At 70.3% G+C, this 25,165-nt stretch carries 17 protein-coding genes and 1 pseudogene; 5 read left to right on the top strand and 13 right to left on the bottom strand.

The genetic code is table 11. From position 1 onward, the window contains the following. Positions 1-195: 195 nt before the first annotated feature. On the bottom strand, positions 196-1,611 hold the full coding sequence (gene proS, locus ABXJ52_RS26775; protein WP_367045207.1) for a proline--tRNA ligase: 1,416 nt from the start codon (positions 1,609-1,611) through the stop codon (positions 196-198). A gap of 226 nt (positions 1,612-1,837) precedes the next feature. Between proS and ABXJ52_RS26770 the strand changes: the two genes are divergently transcribed. Then, on the top strand, positions 1,838-2,701 hold the full coding sequence (locus tag ABXJ52_RS26770; protein WP_367045206.1) for an SAM-dependent methyltransferase: 864 nt from the start codon (positions 1,838-1,840) through the stop codon (positions 2,699-2,701). Positions 2,702-2,732: 31 nt separating this feature from the next. Here the strand turns inward: ABXJ52_RS26770 and ABXJ52_RS26765 are convergent, their stop codons facing one another. Beyond that, complete coding sequence (locus ABXJ52_RS26765; RefSeq protein ID WP_367045205.1) at positions 2,733-2,939, bottom strand: LysR substrate-binding domain-containing protein; 207 nt, start codon at positions 2,937-2,939, stop codon at positions 2,733-2,735. A 64-nt stretch (positions 2,940-3,003) separates the two neighbouring features. On the opposite strand from ABXJ52_RS26765, the pseudogene ABXJ52_RS26760 reads away from it, so the two are divergent. Beyond that, positions 3,004-3,294: pseudogene (locus ABXJ52_RS26760) on the top strand (hypothetical protein); the annotation flags it as partial. On the opposite strand, the gene ftsH reads toward ABXJ52_RS26760, so the two are convergent. The 6 genes from ftsH to ABXJ52_RS26730 all read right to left on the bottom strand — a co-directional run bounded on the left by ftsH (position 3,291) and on the right by ABXJ52_RS26730 (position 13,489). Beyond that, a complete protein-coding gene (gene ftsH / locus ABXJ52_RS26755) occupies positions 3,291-5,231 on the bottom strand; it encodes an ATP-dependent zinc metalloprotease FtsH (protein WP_367045204.1) in 1,941 nt (646 codons plus the stop codon). The pseudogene ABXJ52_RS26760 and the gene ftsH overlap by 4 nt on opposite strands. 106 nt (positions 5,232-5,337) lie before the next feature. Further along, the gene (gene ffh, locus ABXJ52_RS26750) at positions 5,338-6,891 is read right to left on the bottom strand and encodes a signal recognition particle protein (RefSeq protein ID WP_367045203.1); all 1,554 of its coding nucleotides are present in this window, start codon (positions 6,889-6,891) and stop codon (positions 5,338-5,340) included. A gap of 600 nt (positions 6,892-7,491) precedes the next feature. After that, positions 7,492-9,945 (bottom strand): [protein-PII] uridylyltransferase, encoded by a 2,454-nt coding sequence (locus ABXJ52_RS26745; RefSeq protein WP_367045202.1) that lies wholly within the window; start codon positions 9,943-9,945, stop codon positions 7,492-7,494. A 66-nt stretch (positions 9,946-10,011) separates the two neighbouring features. Then, positions 10,012-10,350, bottom strand: coding sequence for a P-II family nitrogen regulator (locus ABXJ52_RS26740; RefSeq protein ID WP_367045201.1), 339 nt, complete (start codon positions 10,348-10,350; stop codon positions 10,012-10,014). Further along, positions 10,347-11,714 (bottom strand): ammonium transporter, encoded by a 1,368-nt coding sequence (locus ABXJ52_RS26735; protein WP_367045200.1) that lies wholly within the window; start codon positions 11,712-11,714, stop codon positions 10,347-10,349. Before ABXJ52_RS26735 ends, ABXJ52_RS26740 begins: the two co-directional genes overlap by 4 nt. Before the next feature lie 299 nt (positions 11,715-12,013). Beyond that, entirely contained in the window at positions 12,014-13,489 is a 1,476-nt protein-coding gene (locus ABXJ52_RS26730) for a hypothetical protein (RefSeq protein WP_367045199.1), read from the bottom strand. Positions 13,490-13,909: 420 nt separating this feature from the next. Here ABXJ52_RS26730 and ABXJ52_RS26725 point away from each other — a divergent pair, with 420 nt between their 5' ends. Then, positions 13,910-14,572 carry a bifunctional DNA primase/polymerase gene (locus ABXJ52_RS26725; protein ID WP_367045198.1) on the top strand — a complete coding sequence of 221 codons (663 nt, stop codon included), beginning with the start codon at positions 13,910-13,912 and terminating at the stop codon, positions 14,570-14,572. Between the two features lie 172 nt (positions 14,573-14,744). Here the strand turns inward: ABXJ52_RS26725 and ftsY are convergent, their stop codons facing one another. Beyond that, on the bottom strand, positions 14,745-15,953 hold the full coding sequence (gene ftsY, locus ABXJ52_RS26720; RefSeq protein WP_367045197.1) for a signal recognition particle-docking protein FtsY: 1,209 nt from the start codon (positions 15,951-15,953) through the stop codon (positions 14,745-14,747). A 198-nt stretch (positions 15,954-16,151) separates the two neighbouring features. On the opposite strand from ftsY, the gene ABXJ52_RS26715 reads away from it, so the two are divergent. Both ABXJ52_RS26715 and ABXJ52_RS26710 read left to right on the top strand, forming a co-directional pair. Further along, positions 16,152-17,606, top strand: coding sequence for a cytosine permease (locus tag ABXJ52_RS26715; RefSeq protein ID WP_367045196.1), 1,455 nt, complete (start codon positions 16,152-16,154; stop codon positions 17,604-17,606). Between the two features lie 108 nt (positions 17,607-17,714). Further along, positions 17,715-18,695 (top strand): LLM class flavin-dependent oxidoreductase, encoded by a 981-nt coding sequence (locus ABXJ52_RS26710; RefSeq protein ID WP_367045195.1) that lies wholly within the window; start codon positions 17,715-17,717, stop codon positions 18,693-18,695. A 44-nt stretch (positions 18,696-18,739) separates the two neighbouring features. Here the strand turns inward: ABXJ52_RS26710 and ABXJ52_RS26705 are convergent, their stop codons facing one another. The 4 genes from ABXJ52_RS26705 to ABXJ52_RS26690 form a co-directional block, all read right to left on the bottom strand. Continuing rightward, entirely contained in the window at positions 18,740-20,164 is a 1,425-nt protein-coding gene (locus ABXJ52_RS26705) for a sugar porter family MFS transporter (protein ID WP_367045194.1), read from the bottom strand. Between the two features lie 231 nt (positions 20,165-20,395). After that, the gene (smc, locus tag ABXJ52_RS26700; RefSeq protein ID WP_367045193.1) at positions 20,396-23,959 is read right to left on the bottom strand and encodes a chromosome segregation protein SMC; all 3,564 of its coding nucleotides are present in this window, start codon (positions 23,957-23,959) and stop codon (positions 20,396-20,398) included. 252 nt (positions 23,960-24,211) lie between these two features. Continuing rightward, on the bottom strand, positions 24,212-24,415 hold the full coding sequence (locus tag ABXJ52_RS26695; protein WP_135333243.1) for a hypothetical protein: 204 nt from the start codon (positions 24,413-24,415) through the stop codon (positions 24,212-24,214). Positions 24,416-24,797: 382 nt separating this feature from the next. Next, entirely contained in the window at positions 24,798-25,079 is a 282-nt protein-coding gene (locus tag ABXJ52_RS26690; protein WP_367045192.1) for an acylphosphatase, read from the bottom strand. Between the last annotated feature and the right edge of the window lie 86 nt (positions 25,080-25,165).

The raw sequence follows: 25,165 nt of genomic DNA, 5'->3' as shown, positions 1-25,165 counted from the left end.
ACCCGTCAGTTGCCATTGATGCGTCCGGACGAGGGCGGGTGCGCTGATCTGCATAGAAGCCTCGCAGCTCATGGCAAGCCGGTACGTAGTGGCGCGTACGCCCCCGCGCGTAGGACGACCGGTCACACCGGGCCCGTGGTGCCCGGCCGGGCGTACGAGCCGAGAGCGAGCACGCTTTCACCGGAGGCACGGTCGTCAGTAGGCGCGGGCCACCAGAGCGACGTTACCCGGGGTCTCATCGGCGTCCGGCACCGCCCCGTCCTCCGTGACCAGACACCGTACGGACACGGAGTGCTCGGCGAGCTTCGCCTCGCCCTCCGGGCCGAGCGTGGCCCAGGGGATGCGCGCCCAGCCGCCGGCGGCGGTGGCCTCCACGGCCTGGTCGACGGTGGTGACGTCCGAGGTGCGGGACTCACGGCGCTCGCGGGCCTGGTCGAGCAGCAGTTGCTGGTCCTCTTCGAGGACGGCGGGCAGCAGTGACGCCAGGGCGTCGATCGCCACCGGCTCCTTGCCGCCCCTGATGCGGCGGGCCAGCATCGCGGTGCCGTTCGCCAGGTCGCGCGGACCGACCTCGACGCGGACCGGCACTCCCTTGAGCTCCCAGTCGACGGCGCGGCGCCCGAAGGGGGTGTCCGTGCGGTCGTCGACCTGGACGCGCACGCCCGCGGCCTTGAGGCGGTCGCCGATCTCGCGGACCTTGGCGAGCACGGCGTCGTCGCCCTTGATGGCGAGGATGACGGCCTGCACCGGCGCGAGGCGCGGCGGGACCCGCAGGCCGCTGTCGTCGCCGTGCATCATCACCAGGGCGCCGATCATCCGCGTCGTACTGCCCCAGGAGGTCTGCCAGACGAGCTCCTGCTTGCCTTCCCTGGAGAGGTACTGGGTGTGGAAGGCCTCGGCGAAGTTCTGGCCGAGCTCGTGGCTCGTGCCGAGCTGGAGGGCCTTGCCGTCGCCCATCATGCCTTCGAGCGTGAGGGTGTTGATGGCACCCGCGAAGCGCTCCTGGGCGGTCTTGCGGCCCAGCACGAAGTCCATCGCGAGGACGTCCCGCATGAACGCGCCGTAGACGTCCTGGTGGATGCGGGACGCGAAGTCGCGTGCTTCCTCGTACGTCGCGTGGGCCGTGTGGCCCTCCTGCCAGAGGAACTCCGAGGTCCGCAGGAAGAGGCGGGGCCGCAGCTCCCAGCGGACCACGTTGGCCCACTGGTTGATCAGGAGCGGCAGGTCGCGGTAGCTCTGCACCCACTTGGAGAAGTACTCGTTGATGATCGTCTCGGAGGTGGGGCGGATGACCGCCGGCTCCTCCAGCTCCTTGCCCCCGCCGTGCGTGACGACGGCCAGTTCGGGGGCGAAGCCTTCGACGTGCTCCGCCTCCCTGGTCAGATACGACTGCGGGATGAGGAGAGGGAAGTAGGCGTTCTGGGTACCCGTCTCCTTGATGCGGGTGTCCATGTCCTGCTGCATGCGTTCCCACAGGCCGTAGCCGTACGGCCTGATCACCATCGTGCCGCGCACCGGGCCGTTGTCGGCCAGCTCGGCCTTGCTGATCAGGTCTTGGTACCAGCGCGGAAAGTCTTCCGCCCGGGGCGTGAGAACGGGTGCCTTAGCCATGGCGCGCATGGTACGGCCAGCCTCCGGAGAGGGTGAACTGAATTCTCCGCGATTCCTCCAGGGGGCGCACGACGGTGGCACGCAAGCATTGCCCCACAACCCCTGGACGCCGCGACTGATGCGGAGTTCTCTGGCATACGGGGGGAGTGCGAGCGCACTGCACGGGGGCGGACGAACCGTTTGAATACGACACTCCAGCAACTCTCGGCGGATTGGGGCGCTTTCGATGACACCAACACTCGCGCAGCCGCACCTCCCCCGCGCGGGCACGACCCCGCGCGGTGTGGACCGGTGCGCACGCGCGCGTGACTGGGCGGAGATCCAGGAACGGATGCTGGTCCCGCTCTATGAAGCGGTGTACGAACGACTCGACGTGGGCGGCGGGACACGGCTTCTCGGTCTCGGCTGCGGTTCCGGACTCGCCCTCCTGATGGCGGCTTCCCGGGGAGCGTCGGTCACCGGCGTCGACCCCTCGGCACCCGAAAGGCTCGCCCTGGCGCGCGAGCGACTGCTGCCCGACACGGGGTCGGCCGCTCGGCCGCAGGGCGGCACCCGGCTCGTGGAGGGAGGCCCCGCCGACGTCTCGGGGCCGGGCACGCCCACCTTCAACATGGTGACCGCGTTCCAGCCGATCGGCTGCGTGGCGGGCGACTCCGAGGGCCTTTCCGGCCTCCTGGAGGCCACCGTCCCGCTGGCCGGGCGCGGCACACCGGTGGTCCTCGCGGGATGGGGCCCGCCGGAGCGGTGCGCGACCTCTTCTGTACTGAAGGTGGCGACCAAGCTCACCGAACCGCTCCGTAGTACGGGGAGTTGGCGCCCCGCACTCCGTGACGACCTGGAGGAGGTCGCCCAGCGGGCGGGCCTCAAGCCGGACGGCTCGGGTCGCGTCGCGTGCCCCTTCGGGTACGCGGACACGGACAGCGCGGTCCGCGGTCTGCTCTCGACGGGGCTGTTCGACGCGGCGGTGGGCGCGACGGACCAGGTACAGGTCGACAAGGAGCTGACGGAGGCCCTGCACCCGCACAAGCGGCGGGACGGGACCGTATGGATGCCGAACGTGTTCCGGTACTTGATCGCGCGTACGCGATAGCCCCCGCCAGCTTCGGACGCGGCAGCCCCCGCTAGCTTCGGACCAGGGCTGTCCGCAGCCGGTCGAGGAGCACCCTCGCCGCCGGGCTCGCGGGCCCGTCCGTGCGCCAGGTCAGGGCGATCCTGCCTCTGGCGGGGGGATCGGTGATCTCCAGTGTCCGCAGCCCGTAGACGGCCGCCGTACGCGGTTCGAGCGCGGGCAGAACGGCCACGCCGAGACCGCGTACGACGAGTTGCACCAAGACCTGCGGTGCGGCCGCCTCGAAGGCGACACGGGGCCGGATGCCCGCCTGCGCGCAGCACGTGGATCACGGCCTGGACATCTCGGTGGCCCTGGGTCTCGGACGCAGGGTTCCCCGGGACCGTGTCAGCGTCCTTCTTAAGGAGGTCACGCCCAAATCCACCAAGTTCTTCGGGGCGGACGTCTCCGGAGTCGAACTGCGCGCCGACGACCTCGACTGGAGTTACGGCACGGGCACCCCGCTGACCGGCGCCGCGCAGGACCTTCTCCTCGTCCTGTACGGCAGGAAGCTCCCCCCGGGGCGCCTGCGAGGGGAGCCGCGGGGCCGCTTCGTCACCGAACCGGCCGGCTAGTCGACGTCCTTGGTGAGTCGCGTGATGCCGGCGACCCGGTACGCCGCCTCCTCCTCCAGGGTCTCGTTCTCCAGGAGCGCCGCGGCCAGGGCGTCCAACTGGCCCCTGTGGTCCCTCAGCTGCCGGCAGGCGCTCTCGTAGCACTCGTCGACGATCCGGCGCATCTCGTGGTCGATCACATCGAGCGTTCCGGGGGCGGCCGAGAGCCCGTAGGCCTGCTGGGCGTCGTTCGGCAGTGCGGAGAGCCGGCCCACCCGCTCGCTCATGCCCCAGCGGCCAACCATGCCGCGGGCGATGTTGGTGACCTGTTCGAGGTCGCTCTCCGCGCCCGTGGTGATGACGTCGAAGACGACGTGTTCGGCCGCCATGCCGCCCAGGGCTCCGACGATCCGGCCGCGCAGATACTCCTCCGTGTACGCGTACTTGTCGGAGTCCGGCGTCGACAGCGTGACGCCGAGCGCGCGCCCCCGGGGCACGATGGTGATCTTCCGGACGGGGTCGGCACCGGGCTGCAGCATGCCGAGGAGGGCGTGCCCGCTCTCGTGGTACGCCGTGCGCCGCCGCTCCTCGTCGGGCATGACCAGCGGCCGCTCGGCGCCGAGCTGGACCTTCTCCAGGGCCTCGGAGAGGTCGGACTGCGTCACTTCCTTCTGCTTGCGCTTCACCGCGAGCAGGGCGGCCTCGTTGGCGAGGTTGGCGAGTTCGGCGCCGGTCATCCCCGGTGTCGTACGGGCGACTTGGGCGAGGTCGATGTCGGCCGCCATCGGGATCTCGCGGGTGTGGATCTTGAGGATGGCCTCGCGGCCGCCGCGATCGGGCGGGCTGACGGTGACGACCCGGTCGAAGCGGCCTGGGCGCGTCAGGGCGGGGTCGAGGATGTCGGCGCGGTTGGTGGCCGCCAGGACGATGACACCTTCGGAGCCCGAGAAACCATCCATCTCGGTGAGGATCTGGTTCAGCGTCTGCTCGCGCTCGTCGTGGCCGCCCATTGCGCTGCCGCCGCCGCGCGCCCGTCCGATGGTGTCGATCTCGTCGATGAAGATGATGGACGGCGCGACTTTCCTTGCCTCGGCGAAGAGTTCACGTACGCGCGACGCCCCGACGCCCACGATCATCTCGATGAACTCCGAGGCGGACGCCGAGAAGAAGGGCACCCCGGCCTCGCCGGCGACGGCCCGCGCGAGCAGCGTCTTGCCGGTGCCGGGCAAGCCCGCAAGGAGCACGCCCCGCGGCATCTTGGCGCCCATCTCGCGGTATGCGGAAGGGTTCTTCAGGAAGTCGACGACGTCACTGAGCTCGCCCTCGACCTCGTCGATGCCCGCCACGTCCTCGAAGGTGGTGCGCTGGTCGCCGGGTTCGAGCTCCACCGGCTTGGGCGGGGCCTTGCGGCCCAGCATGCCGCCGGCGCCGCCGCCCATGCCCGAGCTCATCCGCCGTGCGATGAAGATCCACAGGAAGACCAGGAGCAGCATCGGGGCGAGCGAGATGAGCAGGTTGGAGAGGAAGCTGCGTTCCTGGACGACGGGTTCGGCGGTGACGGTGACGTCGTGCTTGGTGAGGTCGTCCCAGAGCTTGTCGTCGGCGAAGGCGGGGCGCTGGGTGATGAACTTGGTGTACTTCCCCTTCTCGTCGCCCGGCTTCTCCTGCTCCTTCTTGAGCTGCCCCTGGATCGCGTCGCCCTTGGAGTAGATCTTCGTGACGTTCCCGGAGTCGACCTGCTTGCTGAACTCCGTGTACGAGATCGTCGGCTCGTCGCCCTCGTCGAGGAAGGAGAGGACGAGGTTGGCGATGAGAAAGACGATGAGCGCGGTGAGGATGAGGCGGCCCCAGCCGCCCGGCATCTTCTTCTTCGGCGGCGGCTTGGGCTCGGGCGGGGGCGCGCCCTCGGAGCGCCATGGCTGGTCGGGCGCCCGGCGCGGCGGCACAGGGTTGCTCATATCCGGACGTTACGACACAAACATGGGCCGGGCACCTGCGCCGGAAACGCCTGGGGCGCCCCTCTGTGGAGAAGGGCGCCCCAGGCGTCGTACGAAAAGCAGGGCCTCAGCCCATGAACTTCTTGAACTCGTCCGGCAGCTCGAAGTCCTGCGCCTGCTGCCCCGCGGGGAGGCCGAAGGCGCCGCCTTCCTGCGCCGCCTGCTCGCGGCGGGCGGCGGCCTCCTGCTCCTCCTGCTTGCGCTTCATCGGGTTGCCCGACTTCCGCTTGCCCTTGGCCTGCTTCTGCTTCTTCTTCTGCTTGGCGGCGCCGCCACCCATGCCCGGCATCCCGGGCATGCCCGGCATTCCGCCGCCCTGGGCCATCCGCGACATCATCTTGCGGGCCTCGAAGAAGCGCTCGACCAGGTTCTTGACGGCGCTGACGTCGACGCCGGAACCCTTGGCGATACGAGCGCGGCGCGAGCCGTTGATGATGGTCGGCTCGTGGCGCTCGCCCGGCGTCATCGACTTGATGATGGCGGCGGTGCGGTCGACGTCCCGCTCGTCCAGGTTGTTGATCTGGTCCTTGATCTGCCCCATGCCGGGCATCATCCCGAGCAGCTTGCTGATGCTGCCCATCTTGCGGACCTGCTCCATCTGGGCCAGGAAGTCGTCGAGCGTGAAGTCCTTGCCCTTGCTGCTCGCCAGCTTGGAGGCCATCTTCTCGGCCTCTTGCTGGGAGAAGGTCTGCTCGGCCTTCTCGATCAGCGTGAGCATGTCGCCCATGCCGAGGATGCGGGACGCCATGCGGTCCGGGTGGAACGCGTCGAAGTCGTCCAGCTTCTCGCCGTTCGAGGCGAACATGATCTGACGGCCCGTGACCTGGGCGATCGACAGGGCGGCGCCACCGCGGGCGTCACCGTCGAGCTTGGAGAGAACCACGCCGTCGAAGCCGACGCCGTCGCGGAAGGACTCCGCCGTGTTGACGGCGTCCTGACCGATCATGGCGTCGACGACGAAGAGGACCTCGTCCGGGCTGACGGCGTCGCGGATGTCCGCGGCCTGCTGCATCAGCTCCTGGTCGATGCCGAGGCGGCCCGCGGTGTCGACGATGACGACGTCGTACTGCTTGGTCTTGGCGAACTCGATCGAGTCCTTGGCGACCTGGACCGGGTCGCCCACGCCGTTGCCCGGCTGGGGGGCGTAGACGCCGACGCCCGCGCGCTCGGCGACGACGGACAGCTGGTTCACGGCGTTGGGGCGCTGCAGGTCGCACGCCACCAGGAGCGGCGAGTGGCCCTGCCCCTTCAGCCAGAGGCCGAGCTTTCCGGCGAGGGTGGTCTTACCGGCACCCTGCAGGCCGGCGAGCATGATGACGGTCGGCGGGTTCTTGGCGAACCGCAGGCGTCGGGTCTCGCCGCCGAGGATGCCGACGAGCTCCTCGTTGACGATCTTGATGACCTGCTGGGCGGGGTTCAGGGCCTGGGAGACCTCGGCCCCGGTCGCGCGTTCCTTGATCTGCTTGATGAAGGCCCGGACTACGGGGAGGGCGACGTCCGCCTCGAGCAGGGCGATGCGGATCTCGCGCGCCGTGGCGTCGATGTCCGCCTCGGACAGGCGGCCCTTGCCCCGGAGGTTCTTGAATGTCGCTGCGAGGCGGTCGGAGAGAGTGTCGAACACGGCGGTCGCGAATCCTCGGGTCGGGGGCGGGCGGATAGGTCGCCCTCCAGGGTATCTGCCCCGCCGGGCGGGCGGGCCCGCAGTGTCGCGGGGCTCGTATATGCGGGGCTCGTGTACGGGGGGCTCGTGTACGGGGGGCTCGTGTACGGGGGCTCGTGTACCCCGGGGCTCGTGTACCCCGGGGCGGGGTGGGCCCCTCCCTCTCGCCACCCGGCAGCGGGTCCGGCGAACAGGCCTCTCCCACCCACCCGCCCATCACCCCGCAGCTGCCTCATGAACGAACAAGCTTTCCCACCCACCCACCCGATTGCCCCGCAGCGCCAAGGGGGGGTGGGTGGGGAGCGCTTACAGCAGCGGGGCGGGTGGCGAGCGCGTACAGCAGCGCGGTGGGTGGGGAGCGCTTACAGGAACGGGGCGGGTGGGGAGCGCCCACAGCAGCGCGGTGGGTGGGGAGCGCTTACAGGAACGGGGCGGGTGGGGAACGCTTACAGGAACGGGGCGGGTGGGGAACGCGTACAGCCGCGGCGCAGGCGGGAACACGCACAGCTACATGCGCCAGCGGCGCACGCGAACAGCCGCGAAGCCCGCCGAACCCGCCGCCTACCCCCGCAAAGCCGCCTCCACCGTCCGGGCCACCCCCGCAGCCCGCTCCCCCGGCAGCGGCGCCCCCTCCCCCGTGACGTAGAACGCGTCCACCGCGTTCGCCCCCAGGGTCGAGACGTGCGCGCTTCGTACCTCCACGCCCGCCGACTCCAGCGCCCGGCCGATGCGGTGCAGCAGGCCCGGCGCGTCCTGGGCCCGCACCTCGATCACCGTCGCGAGGCGCGAGCCCGCCGAAGCCACGGTCACCCGGGGCGGCGGCGCGAGAGTGCCCCGCCGCCGCGGGTACGCGGCATCCCGCTCGGCCAACCGCGCCCCGATGTCCAATGAACCGTCCAGGGCCCGCACCAGGTCCGCCCGCAGCCGCGCGGCCTGCGGCAGGGAGCCGTACTCCGCGGCGACGCGCCAGTTCAGGAGCAGCACCGAGTCCTCGATACCGGACGGCAGAGCAACCCCCCGCAGCTCCGCCGTCCGCACCGCGAGCCGGTGCACGGCGAGCACCCCCGCGACGGCGGACAGCACGCCCGGCTGGTCCGGCACCGCGATGACCAGCTCCACGCCCAGCGGCTCCGGGTCCCCGGCCGACTCCTCCGCCGAAGCGCCCTCCGTCTGCGCCCGCAGGGCCAGCACCGGCCCGCCCGTGCGGAACGCCTCCACCGCGAGACGCTCCTGCTCGGCGGTGGGAGCGACATCCTCCGCCGCCACCGGCTCCTCCCCCGAAAGCACCGCACCCACCCGCTTCACGAGGTCGGCGACGAGCGAACCCCGCCATGCCGACCACGCCGCGGGGCCGGTGGCCAGCGCGTCCGCCTCTGTGAGCGCGTGCAGCAGTTCGAGCGTCCCGGTCGAGCCCACCGCGTCCGCCACCGCCCCCACCGTGGCCGGATCGTCGAGGTCCCGCCGGGTGGCCGTCTCGACGAGCAGCAGGTGATGGCGTACCAGGGTCGCGATGACCGCCACGTCCGCCCGGTCGAAACCGATCCGGGCCGCGACGTCCCGGGCGATGATCTCCCCGGCCTCCGAGTGGTCCCCTGGCCAGCCCTTCCCGATGTCGTGCAGCAGCCCGGCCACCAGGAGCAGGTCGGGCCGTCCCACGCGGCGGGTCAGCTCCGAGGCCTGCACCGCCGTCTCCACCAGATGCCGGTCGACCGTCCATGTATGCACGGCGTTGCGCTGCGGCCGGCACCGCACGCGCTCCCAGTCGGGCAGCAGCCGGGTGACCAGCCCTTCTGCCTCAAGGGCCTCCCACACCTCGACCGTCGGACGTCCCGCCCCCAACAGCGTCACCAGCTGCTCCCTCGCCTCCGCGGGCCACGGCGTGGGCAGGGGCCGCACCGCCGCGGCCATCCTGCGCACCGCGTGCAGCGACAGGGGCAGCCCTGCCTGAGCGGCCGCGGCAGCCGCCCGCAGCGGCAGCACCGGATCCCGCTCGGGCCGGGCGGTCCGGGCGAGGACGACCTCCCCGTCCTGCTCCACCACCCCCTCGGCCAGCGGCGACCGCTCGGCCGCAGCCCCCTTGGAGCCCCCCAGCATCGCCCGCAGCCGAGGCCGCACGGACCGGGACCGCAGCACCCTGCCCACCTCGCGCCACGTCACGTCACTCGCGTACGAGATGGTGCGGGCGGACTCGTACACCTGCCGCAGCAAGGCATCCGCGTCCAACAGGCCCAACTCCGCCGCGACTTGGTCCTGCTCCTGCAGCGCGAGCCGGTCCGTGGCCCTCCCCGTGGTCAGATGCAGCGCGTCCCGCACGTCGAGCAGCCGCCGCCGGGCATCGGCGAGCCCCTCGCGCGGCGCGTCCGCCAGCCACGATGCGGCGACGGCCCGCAGCGCGGTCGCATCCCGCAGACCGCCGCGGGCCTCCTTCAGGTCCGGCTCCAGGAGATAGCTCAACTCCCCCTGGCGTTCGGCGCGTTCCTCGCACAGCTCGCGCAGCTCGGGCAGCCGTTTCGGCGCGAGGTTCCGCCAGTCGGCGAGCACCGCCGTGCGCAACCCGGTGGTCAGCCCGAGATCCCCCACGACGTGCCGCGCGTCGAGCAGCCCCAGCTGCACCTTGAGGTCCTCGCCCGCGGTCCTGCGCGCCTCCGCGGATGTGCGCACGGAGTGGTCGAGCGCGAGGCCGAGATCCCAGATGGGGTACCAGATGCGGTCCGCGAGGGCCGCCACCTCACCGGCGTCCGCGCTGCCGTCGTGCAGCAACAGCAGGTCGAGGTCGCTGCGAGGCGACAGCTCTCCCCTGCCGTACCCGCCAACGGCCACCAGTGCGGCCCCCCGCGGCGCCCCCGCGGCCGTGAAGAGGCCGGTCAGCCAGTCGTCCGTGAGGTCGGCGAGGGCCGAACGGCGCGGCGGCCCGGACCGCGCCTCCCCTTGGAGGAGGCGCAGCCGGGCCGCCGCATAGCCGCTGGGTCCGGAGTCTTCCGAGTCCGATCCAGTACGTACGTCCACACTCGTCACCCAGCAGCTCCTGTCAGTTCCGCTCAGTTCCGCTCAGTTCTGTCAGCTCAGCCCTGCCGACAGAGCTCACAACGCATCAGGCCCACGATCGCCTGTCCGCACCCGCACCGCCGTGTCGACCGGGACGCTCCAGACCTTGCCGTCCCCGATCTTGCCGGTCCGGGCCGCCTTCACCACGACATCCACGAGCTGTTCGGCGTCGTCGTCCTCGACCAGGACCTCGATCCGGATCTTCGGCACGAGGTCGACGGTGTACTCCGCGCCACGGTAGACCTCGGTGTGGCCGCGCTGGCGGCCGTAGCCGCTGGCCTCGGTGACGGTCAGGCCCTGGACGCCGAAGGCCTGGAGGGCTTCCTTGATCTCGTCGAGCCGGTGCGGCTTGACGACAGCGGTGATGAGCTTCATGCGTCCACCCTCTTGTTCTTCTCGTTCGCGGCCTTGCCGGCATCCTGGGCCGGCGGGCCGGGCGCGGCGGCGGTACGGGGCGCCGTGCCACCGCCCGCGCCACTGAAGTCGTACGCGGTCTCGGCGTGCTGCACCTGGTCGATGCCCGCGACCTCCTCGTCGTCGCTGACCCGCATCCCGATGGTCTTGTCGACCAGGAAGGCGAGGATCGCGGAGGCGATCAGGGAGTACGCGAGGACGGCGCCGACACCGGCGGCCTGCTTGCCCAGCTGGTCGAGCCCGCCGCCATAGAAGAGGCCCTTGGCGTCGGACTGGACGCCGCCGGTGGCGAAGAAGCCGACGAGCAGCGAACCCACGACACCGCCGACGAGGTGGACACCGACGACGTCGAGGGAGTCGTCGTAGCCGAACTTGAACTTGAGGCCGACGGCCATGGCGCAGAGCAGACCGGCGATGGCGCCGATGGCGATCGCGCCGAGCGGCGAGCAGGAACCGCCGGACGGGGTGATCGCGACGAGACCCGCGACGGCACCCGACGCGGCACCGAGCGTGGTGAACGCGCCGTGCCGGATCTTCTCGTAGGCGAGCCAGGCCAGCATGGCCGCACCGGTGGCGACCTGCGTGTTCAGGAACATCACCGCGCCGACACCGTCGTCGTTGCCCAGCCACGATCCGGCGTTGAAGCCGAACCAGCCGAACCACAGGAGGGCGGCGCCGAGCATGACGAGCGGCAGGCTGTGCGGCCGCATCGGGTCCTTCTTGAAACCGACGCGCTTGCCGATGACCAGGATCACGCCGAGCGCAGCGGCACCGGCGTTGATGTGCACGGCCGTGCCGCCGGCGAAGTCGATGACGCCGAGTTCGAAGGCCCAGCCGCCCGCGCCCCACACCCAGTGCGCGACCGGGAAGTAGACGACCGTGGCCCAGAGGGCCACGAACAGCGCCCAGGCGGTGAACTTCACGCGGTCGGCGAGCGCACCGCTGATCAGTGCGGGCGTGATGATCGCGAACATCAGCTGGAACACCGCGAAGACGTAGACCGGGATGGTGTAGCCGTCCCACAGCTCGTTGAGCCCGATGCCGCTCAGGCCGACGTAGTCGGACGACCAGCCGAAGAGGCTGCCGTGGTCGGTGCCGAACGCGATGGAGAAGCCGTACAGCACCCAGAGGATGGTGACGATCCCCAGGCTGATGAAGCTCATCATCAGCATGTTCAGCGTGCTCTTGACGCGGACCATGCCTCCGTAGAAGAAGGCGAGTCCCGGCGTCATGAGCATCACCAGGGCGGAACAGATGAGCATGAACCCTGTGTTGGCGGCAGACAACTGCGGGGCGTCTGCGGCGATCGTGATGCCTGGGGGCATCGGCGTCTCCTCGTCGTCGTATGCGGCCCGTGCGGGCTGGAGGGGTGGGCCGGCCGTTATGCGCCATGAGATTGGCCCAGCGCCGTTTCAGGGGGCGCCCCTCGGTGTTTCGCCGCAGTGACGAAGAGGTCGTGCGTGTTACGCGTCCATGAACTGCCGGGTCGGGCGGGGCGCGTTTTCCTACCCTGCGCACACGGCGTGGACCGGCCGCGGCGGCCATCCGGTTGACCTGGCATGGGGGAGCCGAGTCGGGCAGTTCGGGATGGGCCGGCCGCGGCCGGAGTTCAGGTGGGGCGCCGTCAGACCGCCTCCGCGGTCTCCGGCATGTCGACGGCGAGCTGATCGGTGAGCTGCACGACCTCGGCGATGTCACCGAAGTCCCGCACGGCCGTGTCCACGGTCTTGCGAAGGCGGGTGTTGACCCGCTCGGAGCGGACCTTCTTGGCGATGGTGAGGGCTTCGCCCGCGAGAACCGTGCTCTGCTCGGGCTCGCGCCGCAGGAGGTGCACCGTGGCCATGCCGATGAGGTTCAGTGCGTACGAACGCTGGTGCTCGGAGTCCTTGCCGAAGAGGTCGACGGCGCGCTCCATGACGGGCTCGGCGAGCGAGGCGTACGTGGGGCTGCGGCCCGCCACATAGGCCAGGTCGCGGAACGAGTGGGCGTTCTCGCCGTTCAGCTCGGCCTCGGAGAAGAAGCGGATCCAGTCGGGCTCGGGCTCGTCGAACTCGTCGGCGTCGGCGAAGGTGTCCTCGGCCATGCGCACGGCCCGCTTGCACTTGCCGGGCTGGCCCATGCTGGCGTAGGCACGGGCCTCCATCGCATACAGCATGGCCTGGGTGCGCGGGCTGGCGCAGTCACGGCTGCCGTACTGCGCGAGGTGGATGAGTTCGAGCGCGTCGTCGGGCCGCCCGAGGTGGATCATCTGGCGGCTCATGCTGGAGAGGATGTACGAACCGAGCGGCTTCTCGCCGGCTTCCTTCGCCGCGTGCAGGGCAAGGACGAAGTACTTCTGGGCGGTGGGCTGGAGGCCTACGTCATAGCTCATCCAGCCGGCCAGCTCGGCCAGTTCGCCCGCGACCTTGAAGAGCCGCTTGGACGTGGCCTCCGGCTGGGGCTCCTGCAACAGGTCCGTCACCTCGTGCAGTTGGCCGACGACCGCTTTGCGCCGCAGCCCGCCGCCGCACTGCGCGTCCCACTGCCGGAACATCACGGTCGTGGACTCCAGGAGGTCCAGCTCCGGCCGGGAGAGCCTGCCAGGCCTGCGGGACGGCGTGGGCGGCTCCGGGTCGCCGACCGGGGACGTCGGCCCCGGGACCAGCCAGCGCTGCATGGGCTCGATGAGGGAGGGGCCCGCCGACAGGGCGAGCGAGGTGCCGAGGAAGCCGCGCCGGGCCAGCATCAGGTCGCTGCGGGAGAACTCGCTGATGAGCGCGACGGTCTGGGGCCCGGTCCAGGGCAGGTCGACGCCCGAGACGGAGGGCGACTGGTGCGCGGCGCGCAGTCCGAGGTCCTCGACGGCGACGACACAGCCGAACCGCTCGGAGAACAGCTCGGAGAGGATGCGCGGGATGGGCTCGCGGGGGTTCTCGCCGTCCAGCCAGCGCCGCACCCGTGACGTATCGGTGGAGATGTGGTGCGCGCCCAACTGCCGTGCCCTGCGGTTCACTTGACGCGCCAGCTCGCCTTTCGACCAGCCGCTGCGCACGAACCAGGAATTGAGCAGTTCGTTGGGGCGCTTCTCAGCGTTCGCACCACTTCCGCCACTGCCGCCCACTGGAACGCCCCCATCCCTCTAGACACTTACTCGCGGTCCACGCCAAGCCCTATCAGAATGCCGCGTGTTGCGGCTCTCCGTCCGGAGAACGTCACCCATCGAACAGGAAACCGACTTGCCTCCGGCATACCCACGAGTGCACACCACTCAGGGGCTGTGCACTGAAAGTAATCCTACGATCACCCCTCCGGCGAGGGCGATCGCGGAAACGCCACCATTCGCCACCCCTTCGAATGAACTCCCGGTCCGCTACAAGCGATTGACTTGACAGTGGACGACCGAAGGTGGGCGGAAGGGAGCACTTGGGGGCGCGAATGACAGCGCGCGCACCCCTGTAGCCATCGGGCGCCACACAAAAGCACAGGGTCACGATCCGATTCCGTCACGTAACCACACCGCGCTCGACCCGTTGGAGGGGGCATGGGCTTCACGATCGGCGGCATCCGGGGGACCGACAAGCCTCGCACCGGTTCACGGCGGCGCGGCCGCGCCTCGGACTGCACCGCGGTGGCGGAGTACACCGGCCTGTGGGGGTGGGCAGCGGTCCCCGGTGCTCGCGCCCTGGACGGCCGCTGTTCCTGCGGCGCGGCCGGCTGCGCGGCCCCCGGCGCCCACCCCCTGGAGTTCGCTCCCGAGGTCCCCGCCGGGGCGACGCTCGACGAAGTGACCGAGGCCTGGGCGCAGTTCCCCGGCGCCTCCGTGCTGCTGCCCGTGGGGCGCGCCTTCGACGTCATCGAGGTGGCCGAGGCAGCCGGACGCAGGGCGCTGGTCCGCCTGGAGCGCATGGGCCTGCCGCTCGGCCCGGTGGCCGCGACCCCCGAGGGGCGCGCGCACTTCTTCGTCGCCCCCGGCGCCGCGGCCGAACTCCCCCAGCTGCTCTACCGCATGGGCTGGGACGACGCCGACATCGATCTGCACGGCCTGGGTCCCGGCACGCACATCACCGCCCCGCCGTCCGACCGCGCGGGCCTCGGCCCGGTCCGCTGGCTCCGCCCGCCGGACCTGGACTCGGCGACGCATCCGCCACAGGCGAGGCTCATCCTCGGGACGCTGGCGTACGTGGCGCATCGCTCGCCGGCGTAGCCACGCGCCGCCCCGCCTTGCCCGCACACGGAAATGCCCGCCCCGGCTGCACCCCGGGGCGGGCATTTCTTCCGTACGTGCGGCTCCGCAGCGCCCCGTAAGGGGCGCGGGGACTGCGCGACCGGCCACAACGCACCCGCGGGTGAAGTTCGACCGGCCCACCGCCGAAGCGCTACTCGCCGATCAGCGCGTCCACGAAAGCCTCGGGCTCGAACGGCGCCAGATCGTCCGCCCCCTCGCCAAGACCCACCAGCTTCACCGGCACGCCCAGTTCCCGCTGGACGGCGACGACGATTCCGCCCTTGGCGGTGCCGTCCAGCTTCGTCAGGACGATGCCGGTGATGTCGACCACCTCGGCGAAGACCCGTGCCTGCACGAGGCCGTTCTGCCCGGTCGTGGCGTCCAGGACGAGCAGCACCTCGTCCAGCGGGGCGTGCTTCTCCACGACGCGCTTGACCTTGCCGAGCTCGTCCATGAGCCCGGTCTTGGTGTGCAGGCGCCCCGCGGTGTCGATGAGGACGACGTCGGCGCCCTCCGCGATGCCTTCCTTGACCGCGTCGAAGGCGATCGAGGCGGGGTCGCCGCCCTCGGGGCCGCGGACCGTACGCGCGCCCACGCGCTCGCCCCAGGTCTGCAGCTGGTCGGCAGCTGCCGCGCGGAACGTGTCGGCGGCGCCGAGGACCACCGAGCGGCCGTCGGCGACCAGGACGCGGGCGAGCTTGCCGGTGGTGGTGGTCTTGCCGGTGCCGTTCACGCCGACGACCATCACGATGCCCGGCGTCTCCAGGCCCGACTCGGTCTTGACCGTGCGGTCGAGGTCCGGGTCGACGAGCGCCACGAGTTCCTCGCGCAGCAGCGTGCGCAGGTCGTCGGGGGTACGGGTGCCGAGCACACGGACGCGTTCGCGCAGCCGCTCGACCAGTTCCTGGGTGGGGGCGACGCCGACGTCGGCCGTGAGGAGCGTGTCCTCGATCTCCTCCCAGGTGTCCTCGTCCAGGTGCTCGCGGGAGAGGAGCGTGAGCAGCCCCTTGCCGAGTGCGTTCTGCGAGCGCGAGAGGCGCGAGCGCAGACGGACCAGGCGACCTGCCGTGGGCTCCGGGGTCTCGACCTCCGGGGCGGCCGGCTCCTCGATGACGACGGGGGCCGACGCCGACGGCTCGGCGAGCGGAAGTTCCACCTCCTCGATCGTGCGGCGCGGTTCGTCGCGCGGCGTCTCGGCCTCGTCGCCGACATGCGGCTCGGCCGGAGGGGCGGTGATGGTGGGCGTGGACGACGGGGCCTTCGGCGGCAGCTGCTTCTTCTTGCGACTGCCGATCACGAGCCCGCCGAGCGCGCCGATCACGACCACGGCGATGACTACAGCAAGGATGACGATTTCCATAACCCACCCAGTATCAGCCATGGGGGCAACCGGGGCTGAGGCTGTAGCTTCCTCCAAAGAACATAAGCTCATAGAGGCCACTACTCGGACTAAAGTACGATGGAGCTCTCCGCATCAACGCGCGTAGAGTCCAACGCGATCACCCCCACGGACGGGTCGCGACGTTGCGATCCGAGCGAGAGGCACGGACCCCACCCCATGAGCACCACCGCCGAAACCGAAGGCGCCCTGGAGACACGCGGCCTCGAGCCCGTCCCCGACTCCGAGCGCACGGGCCGGACCCGCGAGCTGTTCCCCACCTGGGTGGCGGCCAACATCAGCGTCCTGCTGCTCACCATGGGCGCGGGCCTCATCGTGACCAACGGCCTCAACTTCTGGCAGGCCCTGGTCGTCGCCCTCATCTCGCCCGTCCTGAGTTACGGCATGGTCGGTCTGATCTCCATCTCGGGCAAGCGCGGCGGCTCCCCCGGCATGACGCTCTCGCGCGCGGTCTTCGGCCAGCGCGGCAACCTCTTCCCGGGCTCGCTGATCTGGGTCGCCCGCTGGGGCTGGGAGACGATCAACGCGGTGACGGGCGCGTACGCGATCATCACCGTCCTGGACATCTGCTTCGGCGTGAAGTCCAGCACGTGGCTCACGGTCGTCACACTGATCGCCTTCGTCGCCTGTACGTTCGTCATCAGCGGCCTGGGCCGCAAGGTCCTGCACATCTGCAACACCTGGGCGACGTACCTCTTCGGCGCGTTCAGCGTTCTCGTGCTCGTCTACCTGGTGGCCAACACCCCCTGGTCGGACGTCTTCTCGCGGTCCGCCGGCTCCACATCGGCGATGGTCGCGGGTGTCGGCGTCATCGCCGCCGGCGGCATCAGCTGGGTCCCCACCGGCCCGGACTTCACGCGCTACCTCCCGCGCAAGGCCTCGAACAAGGCGCTCGTGGGCAACGCCATCGGCGGCGCCGGCATCGTCGTCGTCCCCATGGTCCTGATGGGCGCGGTCATGGCGGTCAGCACGCCGAGCCTGTCGGAGGCCTCGGACCCGGTCTCCTTCCTCGGCCAGCTGCTCCCGACGTGGATCGCGGTGCCGTATCTGCTGATGGCCCTGATCGGCATGCTCCTGATCAACTCGATGTCGATGTACTCCGCGGGCTTCACCGCCATGACGCTCGGCATCAAGGTCCCGCGCACGTGGGCGGTGTCCATCAACGCCCTCATCAGCCTGATCTTCGGCTACCTCCTGATGAACGTGGCCACCAGCTTCATCAGCTCGTTCATCTCCTTCCTGACCCTGCTCGCGGTCGCCTTCTCCGCCTGGATCGGCGTCTTCGGCATCGACATGCTGCGCAGGAAGACGTACGACGGCGAGGCGCTGATGGACACCAAGCGCACCAGCGCCTACTGGTACAAGGCGGGCTTCGCCTGGCAGGCCATGACCGCGTGGGCGATCGCCCTGGTGGTCGGGCTGCTCTTCACGAAGGTCGACTGGTTCAGCGGCCCGCTCGCCACCTCCTGGATCGGCCGCAACGGCCTGGGCTGGCTGGCCACGATCCTCATCGCCGCCGTGCTGTACGCGGCGCTTCCGAAAACCCCGGCCGTCGAGACGCCCGAAGGCCCCGACAGCAAGAGCGGCGGCGAGAGCGAGCTGGTCCCGGCCTGATCCGCCCCCTCCCGGCCCGGATCAACTACCCCCGGGCACTGGTCATCTGACACCACGTCATCTAACGTCCCTCTTCGCCCGCACCCACGGTGAAGGGGGACGTTCTCCATGCCCGTCACAGTCGTACGCTTCAACCTCGTCGACCCGGACGCGACACCCGCCTCGCTGAGCGAGCGCTACAAGGCCGCCCTGGAGATGGCCACGTACGCCGACGACCGGGGCATCTCCACCGTGCAGACCGAGGAACACCACGGTGTCGGCAACAACTGGCTGCCCTCGCCCTTCACCTTCGCCGGCGCGGTCTTCGGCGCGACCCGGCGCATCGCGGTCACGGTCTCCGCGATCATCGGCCCGCTGCACGATCCGCTGCGGCTCGCCGAGGACATCGCCGTACTGGACCTGCTCAGCGGTGGCCGCCTGGTCACGGTGGCGGGGATCGGCTACCGGCCCGAGGAGTACGCGGCCTTCGGCGTCGACTGGAAGCGGCGCGGCAAGCTCCAGGACGAGCTCCTGGAGACCCTGTTGCAGGCGTGGACCGGCGAGCCCTTCGAGTTCCGCGGCCGCACCGCACGCGTCACCCCGCGCCCGTTCACACAGCCGCACCCGATGCTCCTGGTCGGCGGCTCCTCCGAGGCGGCGGCCCGCCGCGCGGCCCGGCTCGGCCTGCCGTTCTTCCCGAGCGCCCATCTGCCGGATCTTGAGGCGTACTACAACGCACGCCTCGCGGAGTACGGCACCGAGGGCTGGACGATGATGCCCGCCGCCGAGACCCCGCTCCTGCACATCGCCGACGACCCGGACCGCACCTGGGCCGAACACGGCGAGCACTTCCTGCACGAGGCCCGCACCTACGCCTCCTGGCAGTCCAAGGACATCCGCTCCGCGGTGAAGTCCGGCGCCACCACGGTCGATGAGCTGCGCGCCGAGGGGGTCTACCGCGTCCTCACGCCCGACGAGTGCGTGGCGTACGTACAGGGCGGCGCCGCCAATCTCGTACTGCATCCGCTTTCGGGCGGGATGCCGGTGGACGAGGGATGGCGCAGCCTGCACCACTTCTGTGAAAACGTACTGCCCCGGCTCAAGGAATAGGTCCTTGAACCGGGGCAGCTTCCTCGAAGGAGGGGCAGCGGGGATTAGCCCATCTCCTCCAGGGTCTTGCCCTTCGTCTCCTTGACGAACTTCATGACGAAGGGGATCGAGGCCACGGCGAAGGCGCCGTAGATGATGTACGAGCCGGTCAGGCTCCACTCGGACATGCTCGGGAAGGTCTTGGTGATCGCGAAGTTGGCGAGCCACTGGGCCGAAGCGGCCACACCGAGGGCCGCTGCACGCAGCCGGTTCGGGAAGATCTCGCCGAGCAGCACCCAGACCACCACGCCCCAGGAGAGGGCGAAGAAGAGCACGAAGAAGTTGGCGGCGATGATCGCCGTCAGGCCCTGCGCGTCCGGCAGCGAGACGTTGTCGCCGGTGCCGGTGCGGTAGGAGAACGCCCACGCGCAGGTGAAGAGCGCGAGCGCCATACCGGCGGAGCCGATGATGGCCAGCGGCTTGCGCCCGATGCGGTCGACGAAGACCATCGCGATGACCGTGCCGACGATGTTCACGATCGACGTCTCGAACGAGTACAGGAACGAGCTGCTCGGGTCCTTGCCGATCGACTGCCACAGCTGGTTCGAGTAGTAGAAGATCACGTTGATGCCGACGAGCTGCTGGAACACCGAGAGCCCGATGCCGATCCAGACGATCGGCAGGAAGCCGGCCTTGCCGAGCAGGTCCTTGAACGAGGACTTGTGCTCGCGGCGCATGCCCTCCTCGATCTGGCCGACGCGCGCTTCCAGGTCGATCTTGGTGCCCTCGACCTCGCTGAGCACCTTCTTCGCTTCCTCGTTGCGGCCCACGGAGATCAGGAAGCGGGGCGACTCGGGGATGGCGAAGGAGAGCAGGCCGTAGAGGACGGCGGGGATGACCATGACGCCGAGCATCAGCTGCCAGGCCTCCAGGCCCATCAGCTTGCCGCGCTGGTCACCGTCCGCCATGTTCAGGATGCCCCAGTTGACCAGCTGGGAGACGGCGATGCCGATGACGATCGCGGCCTGCTGGAACGAGGCGAGGCGGCCTCGGTACGCGGGCGGGGCGACCTCGGCGATGTAGGCGGGGCCGATGACGGAGGCCATGCCGATGCCGATACCGCCGATGAAGCGCCACATCGTCAGGTCCCACGCCGCGAACGGCAGGGCGGAACCGACGGCGCTCGCCGCGAAGAGGACGGCGGCGATCTGCATACAGCGGATGCGGCCGATGCGGTCGGCGATGCGCCCGGCGATCGCGGCACCGACGGCGCAGCCGAGCAGCGCCGTGGCGATGATCCAGCCGAGCATGTTCGCGTCGACGTCGAACCGGTGCTGGATGGCGACGGTGGCGCCATTGATCACCGAGCTGTCATAGCCGAAGAGGAAGCCACCCATCGCGGCGGCTGCCGTAATGAAGATGACATGGCCGAGATGGTCGGGGTGGGCCTCTCTGCCTTCGGGCTGCGGCGCCTTCGTTGTGCTGGTCACATGGACTCCTCGGGCCACCGGCAACATCGCCGGGGGTGGGGGTGAGCACTTCAAGTGGCGCACAACTTCACGCCGCCCACCACCTGAAGGTAAAAGCAACGTTGCAGAGACTATGCCTTCAAGTTCCGAAGTCAATAGCTGGGTTCCTGTGAATTTCAGGGACCCTTGAGGCGTGGTTCGTTCAAGTCTTGAAGTTATGGAGATGGCGTGACGGAATGATCTTGTGCGGAGCTACCGGAGCCGCTGGCTGATCACCTTCGAGACGCCGTCACCCTGCATGGACACGCCGTACAGCGCGTCGGCGACCTCCATCGTGCGCTTCTGGTGCGTGATCACGATGAGCTGCGAGGCCTCCTGCAACTCCTCCATGATGCGGATGAGCCGCTGCAGGTTGGTGTCGTCGAGCGCGGCCTCGACCTCGTCCATCACGTAGAACGGGCTCGGCCGTGCCTTGAAGATCGAAACGAGCAGCGCGACAGCGGTCAGCGAGCGCTCACCGCCGGAGAGCAGCGAGAGCCGCTTGACCTTCTTGCCGGGCGGGCGGGCCTCGACGTCGACCCCGGTGGCGAGCATGTTGTCGGGGTCGGTCAGGACGAGCCGCCCCTCACCGCCCGGGAAGAGCCGCGAGAAGACGCCCTCGAACTCACGGGCGGTGTCGCGGTAGGCCTCGGTGAAGACCTGCTCGACCCGCTCGTCGACCTCCTTCACCACTTGCAGGAGGTCGGCCCGCGTCTTCTTCAGGTCCTCCAGCTGCTCGCTCAGGAACTTGTGACGCTCCTCCAGCGCGGCGAACTCCTCAAGGGCCAGCGGATTCACTTTTCCGAGCTGCTGATACGCCCGTTCGGCTGACCTCAGCCGCTTCTCCTGCTCACCGCGGACATACGGAACGGGCCGGTTACGCGGGTGCTCCGGGTCCTCGGGGAGCTCCTCGCCCTCGGCCGCGGGGGAGGGCGGCACGAGCTGGTCGGGGCCGTAGTCGGACACGAGCCCTGCCGGTTCCACACCGAGTTCCTCCAGTGCCTTGGACTCCAGCTGCTCGATCCGCAGCCGCTTCTCGGCACCTAGTACCTCGCCTCGGTGAACTGAATCAGTCAATTTGTCGAGCTCCGCCTTGAGGTCCCGCCCCTGGCCGCGCTCGGCGGTCAGCTCCCGCTCCCGTACCTCCTTGGCGCGCTCGGCGGCGGCCCGCTCCTCCTGCGCCCGTACGAGGGAGACCTCGACGTGCGCGAGCAGTTGCCGCGCTCCACGGGCGACGGCATCGGCGACCTCGGCCTCGTGCCGCATCCGGGCCTTGCGCTGCTCGGCACGCGCGCGTGCCTCGCGTTCGGCGCGCGCGGCCCGGTCGAGCGAGTCGGCGCGTCCCGCGAGCCCCTTAACCCGCTCCTCGTGCGTACGCACCTGGAGCCTGGCCTCCATCTCGGTCTGCCGCGCATTGGCCCCGTCGGCGGCCAGCCGGTCACGTACGGAGGTGTCGGGCTCCTCCTCGACCGGGGCCTCCTCCGCCACGGCGAGACGCTCGGCCAACTCCTCCACGTCCTCGGCGGCCTTGTCCAGCGCCTCCTGCGCCTTACCGGCGGCGGCCGCACTGCGCTCCGCCTCGCCCGCGGCGCCGCGCGCCTGCCCGGCGAGGGCGCCCAGCTGCTGGGCCACGGCGGACTTCTCCCGGTCGGCGGCTCGCCTGCGCTCTCCCAACTCCTCGACGAGCGCGGCCACCTCCTTGCGCCGCTCCCCCGCCCACTGCTGGGCGTGCGCCAACTCGTCGCACTGTTCGGCGAGTTGCTCCAGCTCGGCCGCCGCCTCGTCGACGGACGCCTGTACTTCGAGAAGGCTCGGCGCCCCGGCGGAGCCGCCCTGCGCGAAGTGCGCCCCGAGCAGGTCGCCTTCGGTGGTGACGGCCGTGAGCTCCGGGTGCGCGTAGACGAAGTCCTCGGCGTCCTCAAGGGTGCCGACGGCCACCATCCCCCGCAGCAGCCGCCGCACCGCGGGCATCAACTCCGCTGGCCCGCGCACCAGTTCGGCCACCAGGGGTGGCCCTTCGGAGCCCTGCCGCCGTGCCGGGTCGGGGTCGGCTTCCGGGGCCCCCGCCAGCAGCAGCGCGGCCCGCCCGGCGTCCTGCTTGCGTAGCAGCCGGATGGCCTCCGCCGCCGACGCCGGTGTGGTCACGGCGATCGCGTCCGCCGCGGCGCCGAACGCCGCCGCGACCGCGACCTCGTACCCCGGAGTGATCGACAGCAGCTCGGCCGCAGGACCGAGCAGCCCCGTGAGGCGGTCCTTGGCGGCGAGAAGCGCCCCCGTCCCGTCCTTGCGGCGCAGGCCGAGCGCGAGCGCCTCGTGCCGTGCGGCGACCGCGGCCCGCTTGCGTTCGGCGGCGGTGGCGGCCTCGCGGGCCGCGGCCAGCGCACCCTCGGCCTCCGCGAGGGAACGCTTCGCCTCGTCGTGCCGCTCGCCGAGCTCCGCGTCACCGGCGTCGAGCCCGTCGACCTCCGCCTTCAGCTGCTCGTACTCCTCCTGGGCGGCGACCGCACGCTCCCCCGCCTCGTCACGCGCCACGGCGAGCCGGTCGATCTCGGCCTGCGCGGAGCCCGCCCGCGAGCGCGCCGCGTTGACCTGACCGTGCAGCCGGGCGAGGCCTTCTCGCCGGTCGGCGATGGCCCGCGCGACGTCCTTGAGGCGGCGCTCCTCGACGGCCAGCTCCCGCTCCAGGTCGGCGCGGTGGCCGACGGTGTCCTCCAGGGCATGCTCGGCCGCTTCGAGGGCGGCTTCGAGCTCCGCCTCCTGCTCGCGGATCCGCGCGGCCTCGCGCTCCATGTCCTCGGGGTCACGGCCGCGCCGCTCCTCCGGGGGAGCGGCGGTCGCGCTCTTCACGCGGGCGTCGGCGAGCGACACCGTGCCGCGCACCCGCTCGGCCAGCTGCGACAGCTCGTACCACGTCTGCTGGGCCCGCTGGAGCCGCGGCGTGAGGCGGCGCACCTCGTCCTCGAGCTCGCCCTCCCGCTGGAGCGCCTTCTTCAGCTCGGCCTCGGCGGTGTCCTTGCGGCGCTTCAGCTCCGCCTCGTCGGCCACCTCGGTCCGTAGCGCGTCCCGCATCCGTACGAGGTCGTCGGCGAGGAGCCGCAGGCGGGCGTCGCGCAGGTCGGCCTGGATGACGGCGGCCCTACGCGCCACGGCCGCCTGCCGGCCGAGCGGCTTGAGCTGGCGCCGCAGCTCGTCGGTCAGGTCCTGTACGCGGGCGAGGTTGGCCTGCATCGCGTCGAGCTTGCGCAGCGCCTTCTCTTTGCGCTTGCGGTGCTTGAGGACGCCCGCGGCCTCCTCGATGAAGGCGCGGCGGCCCATGGGGTCGGCGTGCAGGACACCGTCGAGCTGACCCTGGCCGACGATGACGTGCATCTCGCGCCCGATGCCGGAGTCGGAGAGCAGTTCCTGGATGTCGAGCAGCCGACAGGTGTCCCCGTTGATCTGGTACTCGCTGCCGCCGTTGCGGAACATGATCCGCGTGATGGTGACCTCGGCGTACTCGATGGGCAGGGCGCCGTCGGAGTTGTCGATGGTGAGGGACACCTCTGCGCGGCCGAGCGGCGGGCGCCCGGTGGTGCCGGCGAAGATGACGTCCTCCATCTTGCCGCCGCGCAGCGACTTGGCGCCCTGCTCGCCCATGACCCAGGACAGCGCGTCCACGACGTTGGACTTGCCGGAGCCGTTCGGTCCGACGACGCAGGTGATGCCCGGCTCGAACTTCAGCGTCGTCGCCGACGCGAAGGATTTGAAACCGCGCAGTGTCAGGGCCTTGAGGTGCACGCCGCCGGACTCTACCTGTCACTCATCGTTTCACCCAGGAAGATGCAGGGCACATCAGACGGTAAAGAAGACGGTTCACGAGACGACAAGAAAGAAGGGACGCCGAAGCGTCCCTTGCAGATCTGGACAAGCGGCTGACATGGGCAGCCTGACCACGTGCGTTAACAGGCAACTCACAGACCAGCAGACGCGTGCCGCGATCGAGCGTTACGCGAGGGTCGTGTGAGGTGAGCGCCTTACTGAAGGTGGTGGTCAGGTGAGCGCAGGCTCCGCCTGGGGTACGTCGATGCTCTCCAGGAGCGATTCGTGAGAAGCGGCAGCCGCGAGCGCGTCGTTCTCGGCCTGGATCTTCACGAGCTCAGATTCCAGGTCTTGGACGCGTTGCTGGAGCCGTCGCATCTCGGCGAGAAGTCGCGGGTCGGAACCGCCGACGTAACCGAGAAGCGCCTTTGCCATGATGGATGGTCCTCCACAATGAGTGACCGACCGAAGCGGTGTGGGTCGTGAGGGAATCGCACCCGCGGTGCTTGGCACTCGTTGTTCTTGCTGGTCTTGCAGGGCCGTTCTCACATGCCAAACAGCTAAGGTGCGCGGGGCTTCCAGAGTCTCACCAAAAAGTTTGACGGTCAACACGATCACGCCCCGTATTGGCGGGCGACCCGGGGGCCTGCGGCCGTGGAAACGGCGGCGCTGCCTCTGCTGCGGGGCCCTGGGGGCGTGTCGATCATCCTTCACCCGGGAGCCTGCCACGGCGGGCCCTTCTTGGCAACCACCAGGCCTTTCCTGCCCCGGGCGGTTGCCCGAACCTCACCGGAGCGGTTCGCCCGGCCGCTCTCCGTCAGCGAATCGCGAAGGTGTCGTAGATGCCGCGCGGAGTGTCCCAGATCTCAGTGACACCGTCGACGCGGCCGGGTGTGTCGCCCTCGCGCAGCCAGTCGAGCAGCCCCTGGGCACCCACGCGGGGGCCCTCGGCGACGACCTGCACGCGGCCGTCCTCCAGATTGAGAGCAAAACCACTCAGGCCGCCGATCTCCAGAGCCTTGGCCCGCGTGAACCAGCGGAAACCCACGCCTTGCACCTGGCCACGCACCCAGGCCGTGACTCTGACTTCTTCGTTCATGGGTGCACGCTAACCGGCCAATTGCTCTCGGAGCACTTCGTCCCCATGCGCCATCGCGTACAGTCCCGACTCGATGAGCCTCACTC

Origin of the sequence: Streptomyces sp. Je 1-332 (genome assembly GCF_040730185.1) — a bacterium.
Classification (GTDB): Bacteria; Actinomycetota; Actinomycetes; order Streptomycetales; family Streptomycetaceae; genus Streptomyces.
This window is presented reverse-complemented; position numbering and strand designations above follow the sequence as displayed.

What these genes read in the sequence shown, in the direction of transcription:
- ABXJ52_RS26695 (WP_135333243.1), bottom strand. Translation starts at nt 24,415, where the DNA reads ATGGCAAAGGCGCTTCTCGGTTACGTCGGCGGTTCCGACCCGCGACTT.
- ABXJ52_RS26770 (WP_367045206.1), top strand. Translation starts at nt 1,838, where the DNA reads ATGACACCAACACTCGCGCAGCCGCACCTCCCCCGCGCGGGCACGACC.
- ftsY (WP_367045197.1), bottom strand. Translation starts at nt 15,953, where the DNA reads ATGGAAATCGTCATCCTTGCTGTAGTCATCGCCGTGGTCGTGATCGGC.
- ABXJ52_RS26690 (WP_367045192.1), bottom strand. Translation starts at nt 25,079, where the DNA reads ATGAACGAAGAAGTCAGAGTCACGGCCTGGGTGCGTGGCCAGGTGCAA.
- ABXJ52_RS26715 (WP_367045196.1), top strand. Translation starts at nt 16,152, where the DNA reads ATGAGCACCACCGCCGAAACCGAAGGCGCCCTGGAGACACGCGGCCTC.
- ABXJ52_RS26735 (WP_367045200.1), bottom strand. Translation starts at nt 11,714, where the DNA reads ATGCCCCCAGGCATCACGATCGCCGCAGACGCCCCGCAGTTGTCTGCC.
- ABXJ52_RS26710 (WP_367045195.1), top strand. Translation starts at nt 17,715, where the DNA reads ATGCCCGTCACAGTCGTACGCTTCAACCTCGTCGACCCGGACGCGACA.
- ftsH (WP_367045204.1), bottom strand. Translation starts at nt 5,231, where the DNA reads ATGAGCAACCCTGTGCCGCCGCGCCGGGCGCCCGACCAGCCATGGCGC.
- proS (WP_367045207.1), bottom strand. Translation starts at nt 1,611, where the DNA reads ATGGCTAAGGCACCCGTTCTCACGCCCCGGGCGGAAGACTTTCCGCGC.
- ABXJ52_RS26725 (WP_367045198.1), top strand. Translation starts at nt 13,910, where the DNA reads ATGGGCTTCACGATCGGCGGCATCCGGGGGACCGACAAGCCTCGCACC.
- ABXJ52_RS26740 (WP_367045201.1), bottom strand. Translation starts at nt 10,350, where the DNA reads ATGAAGCTCATCACCGCTGTCGTCAAGCCGCACCGGCTCGACGAGATC.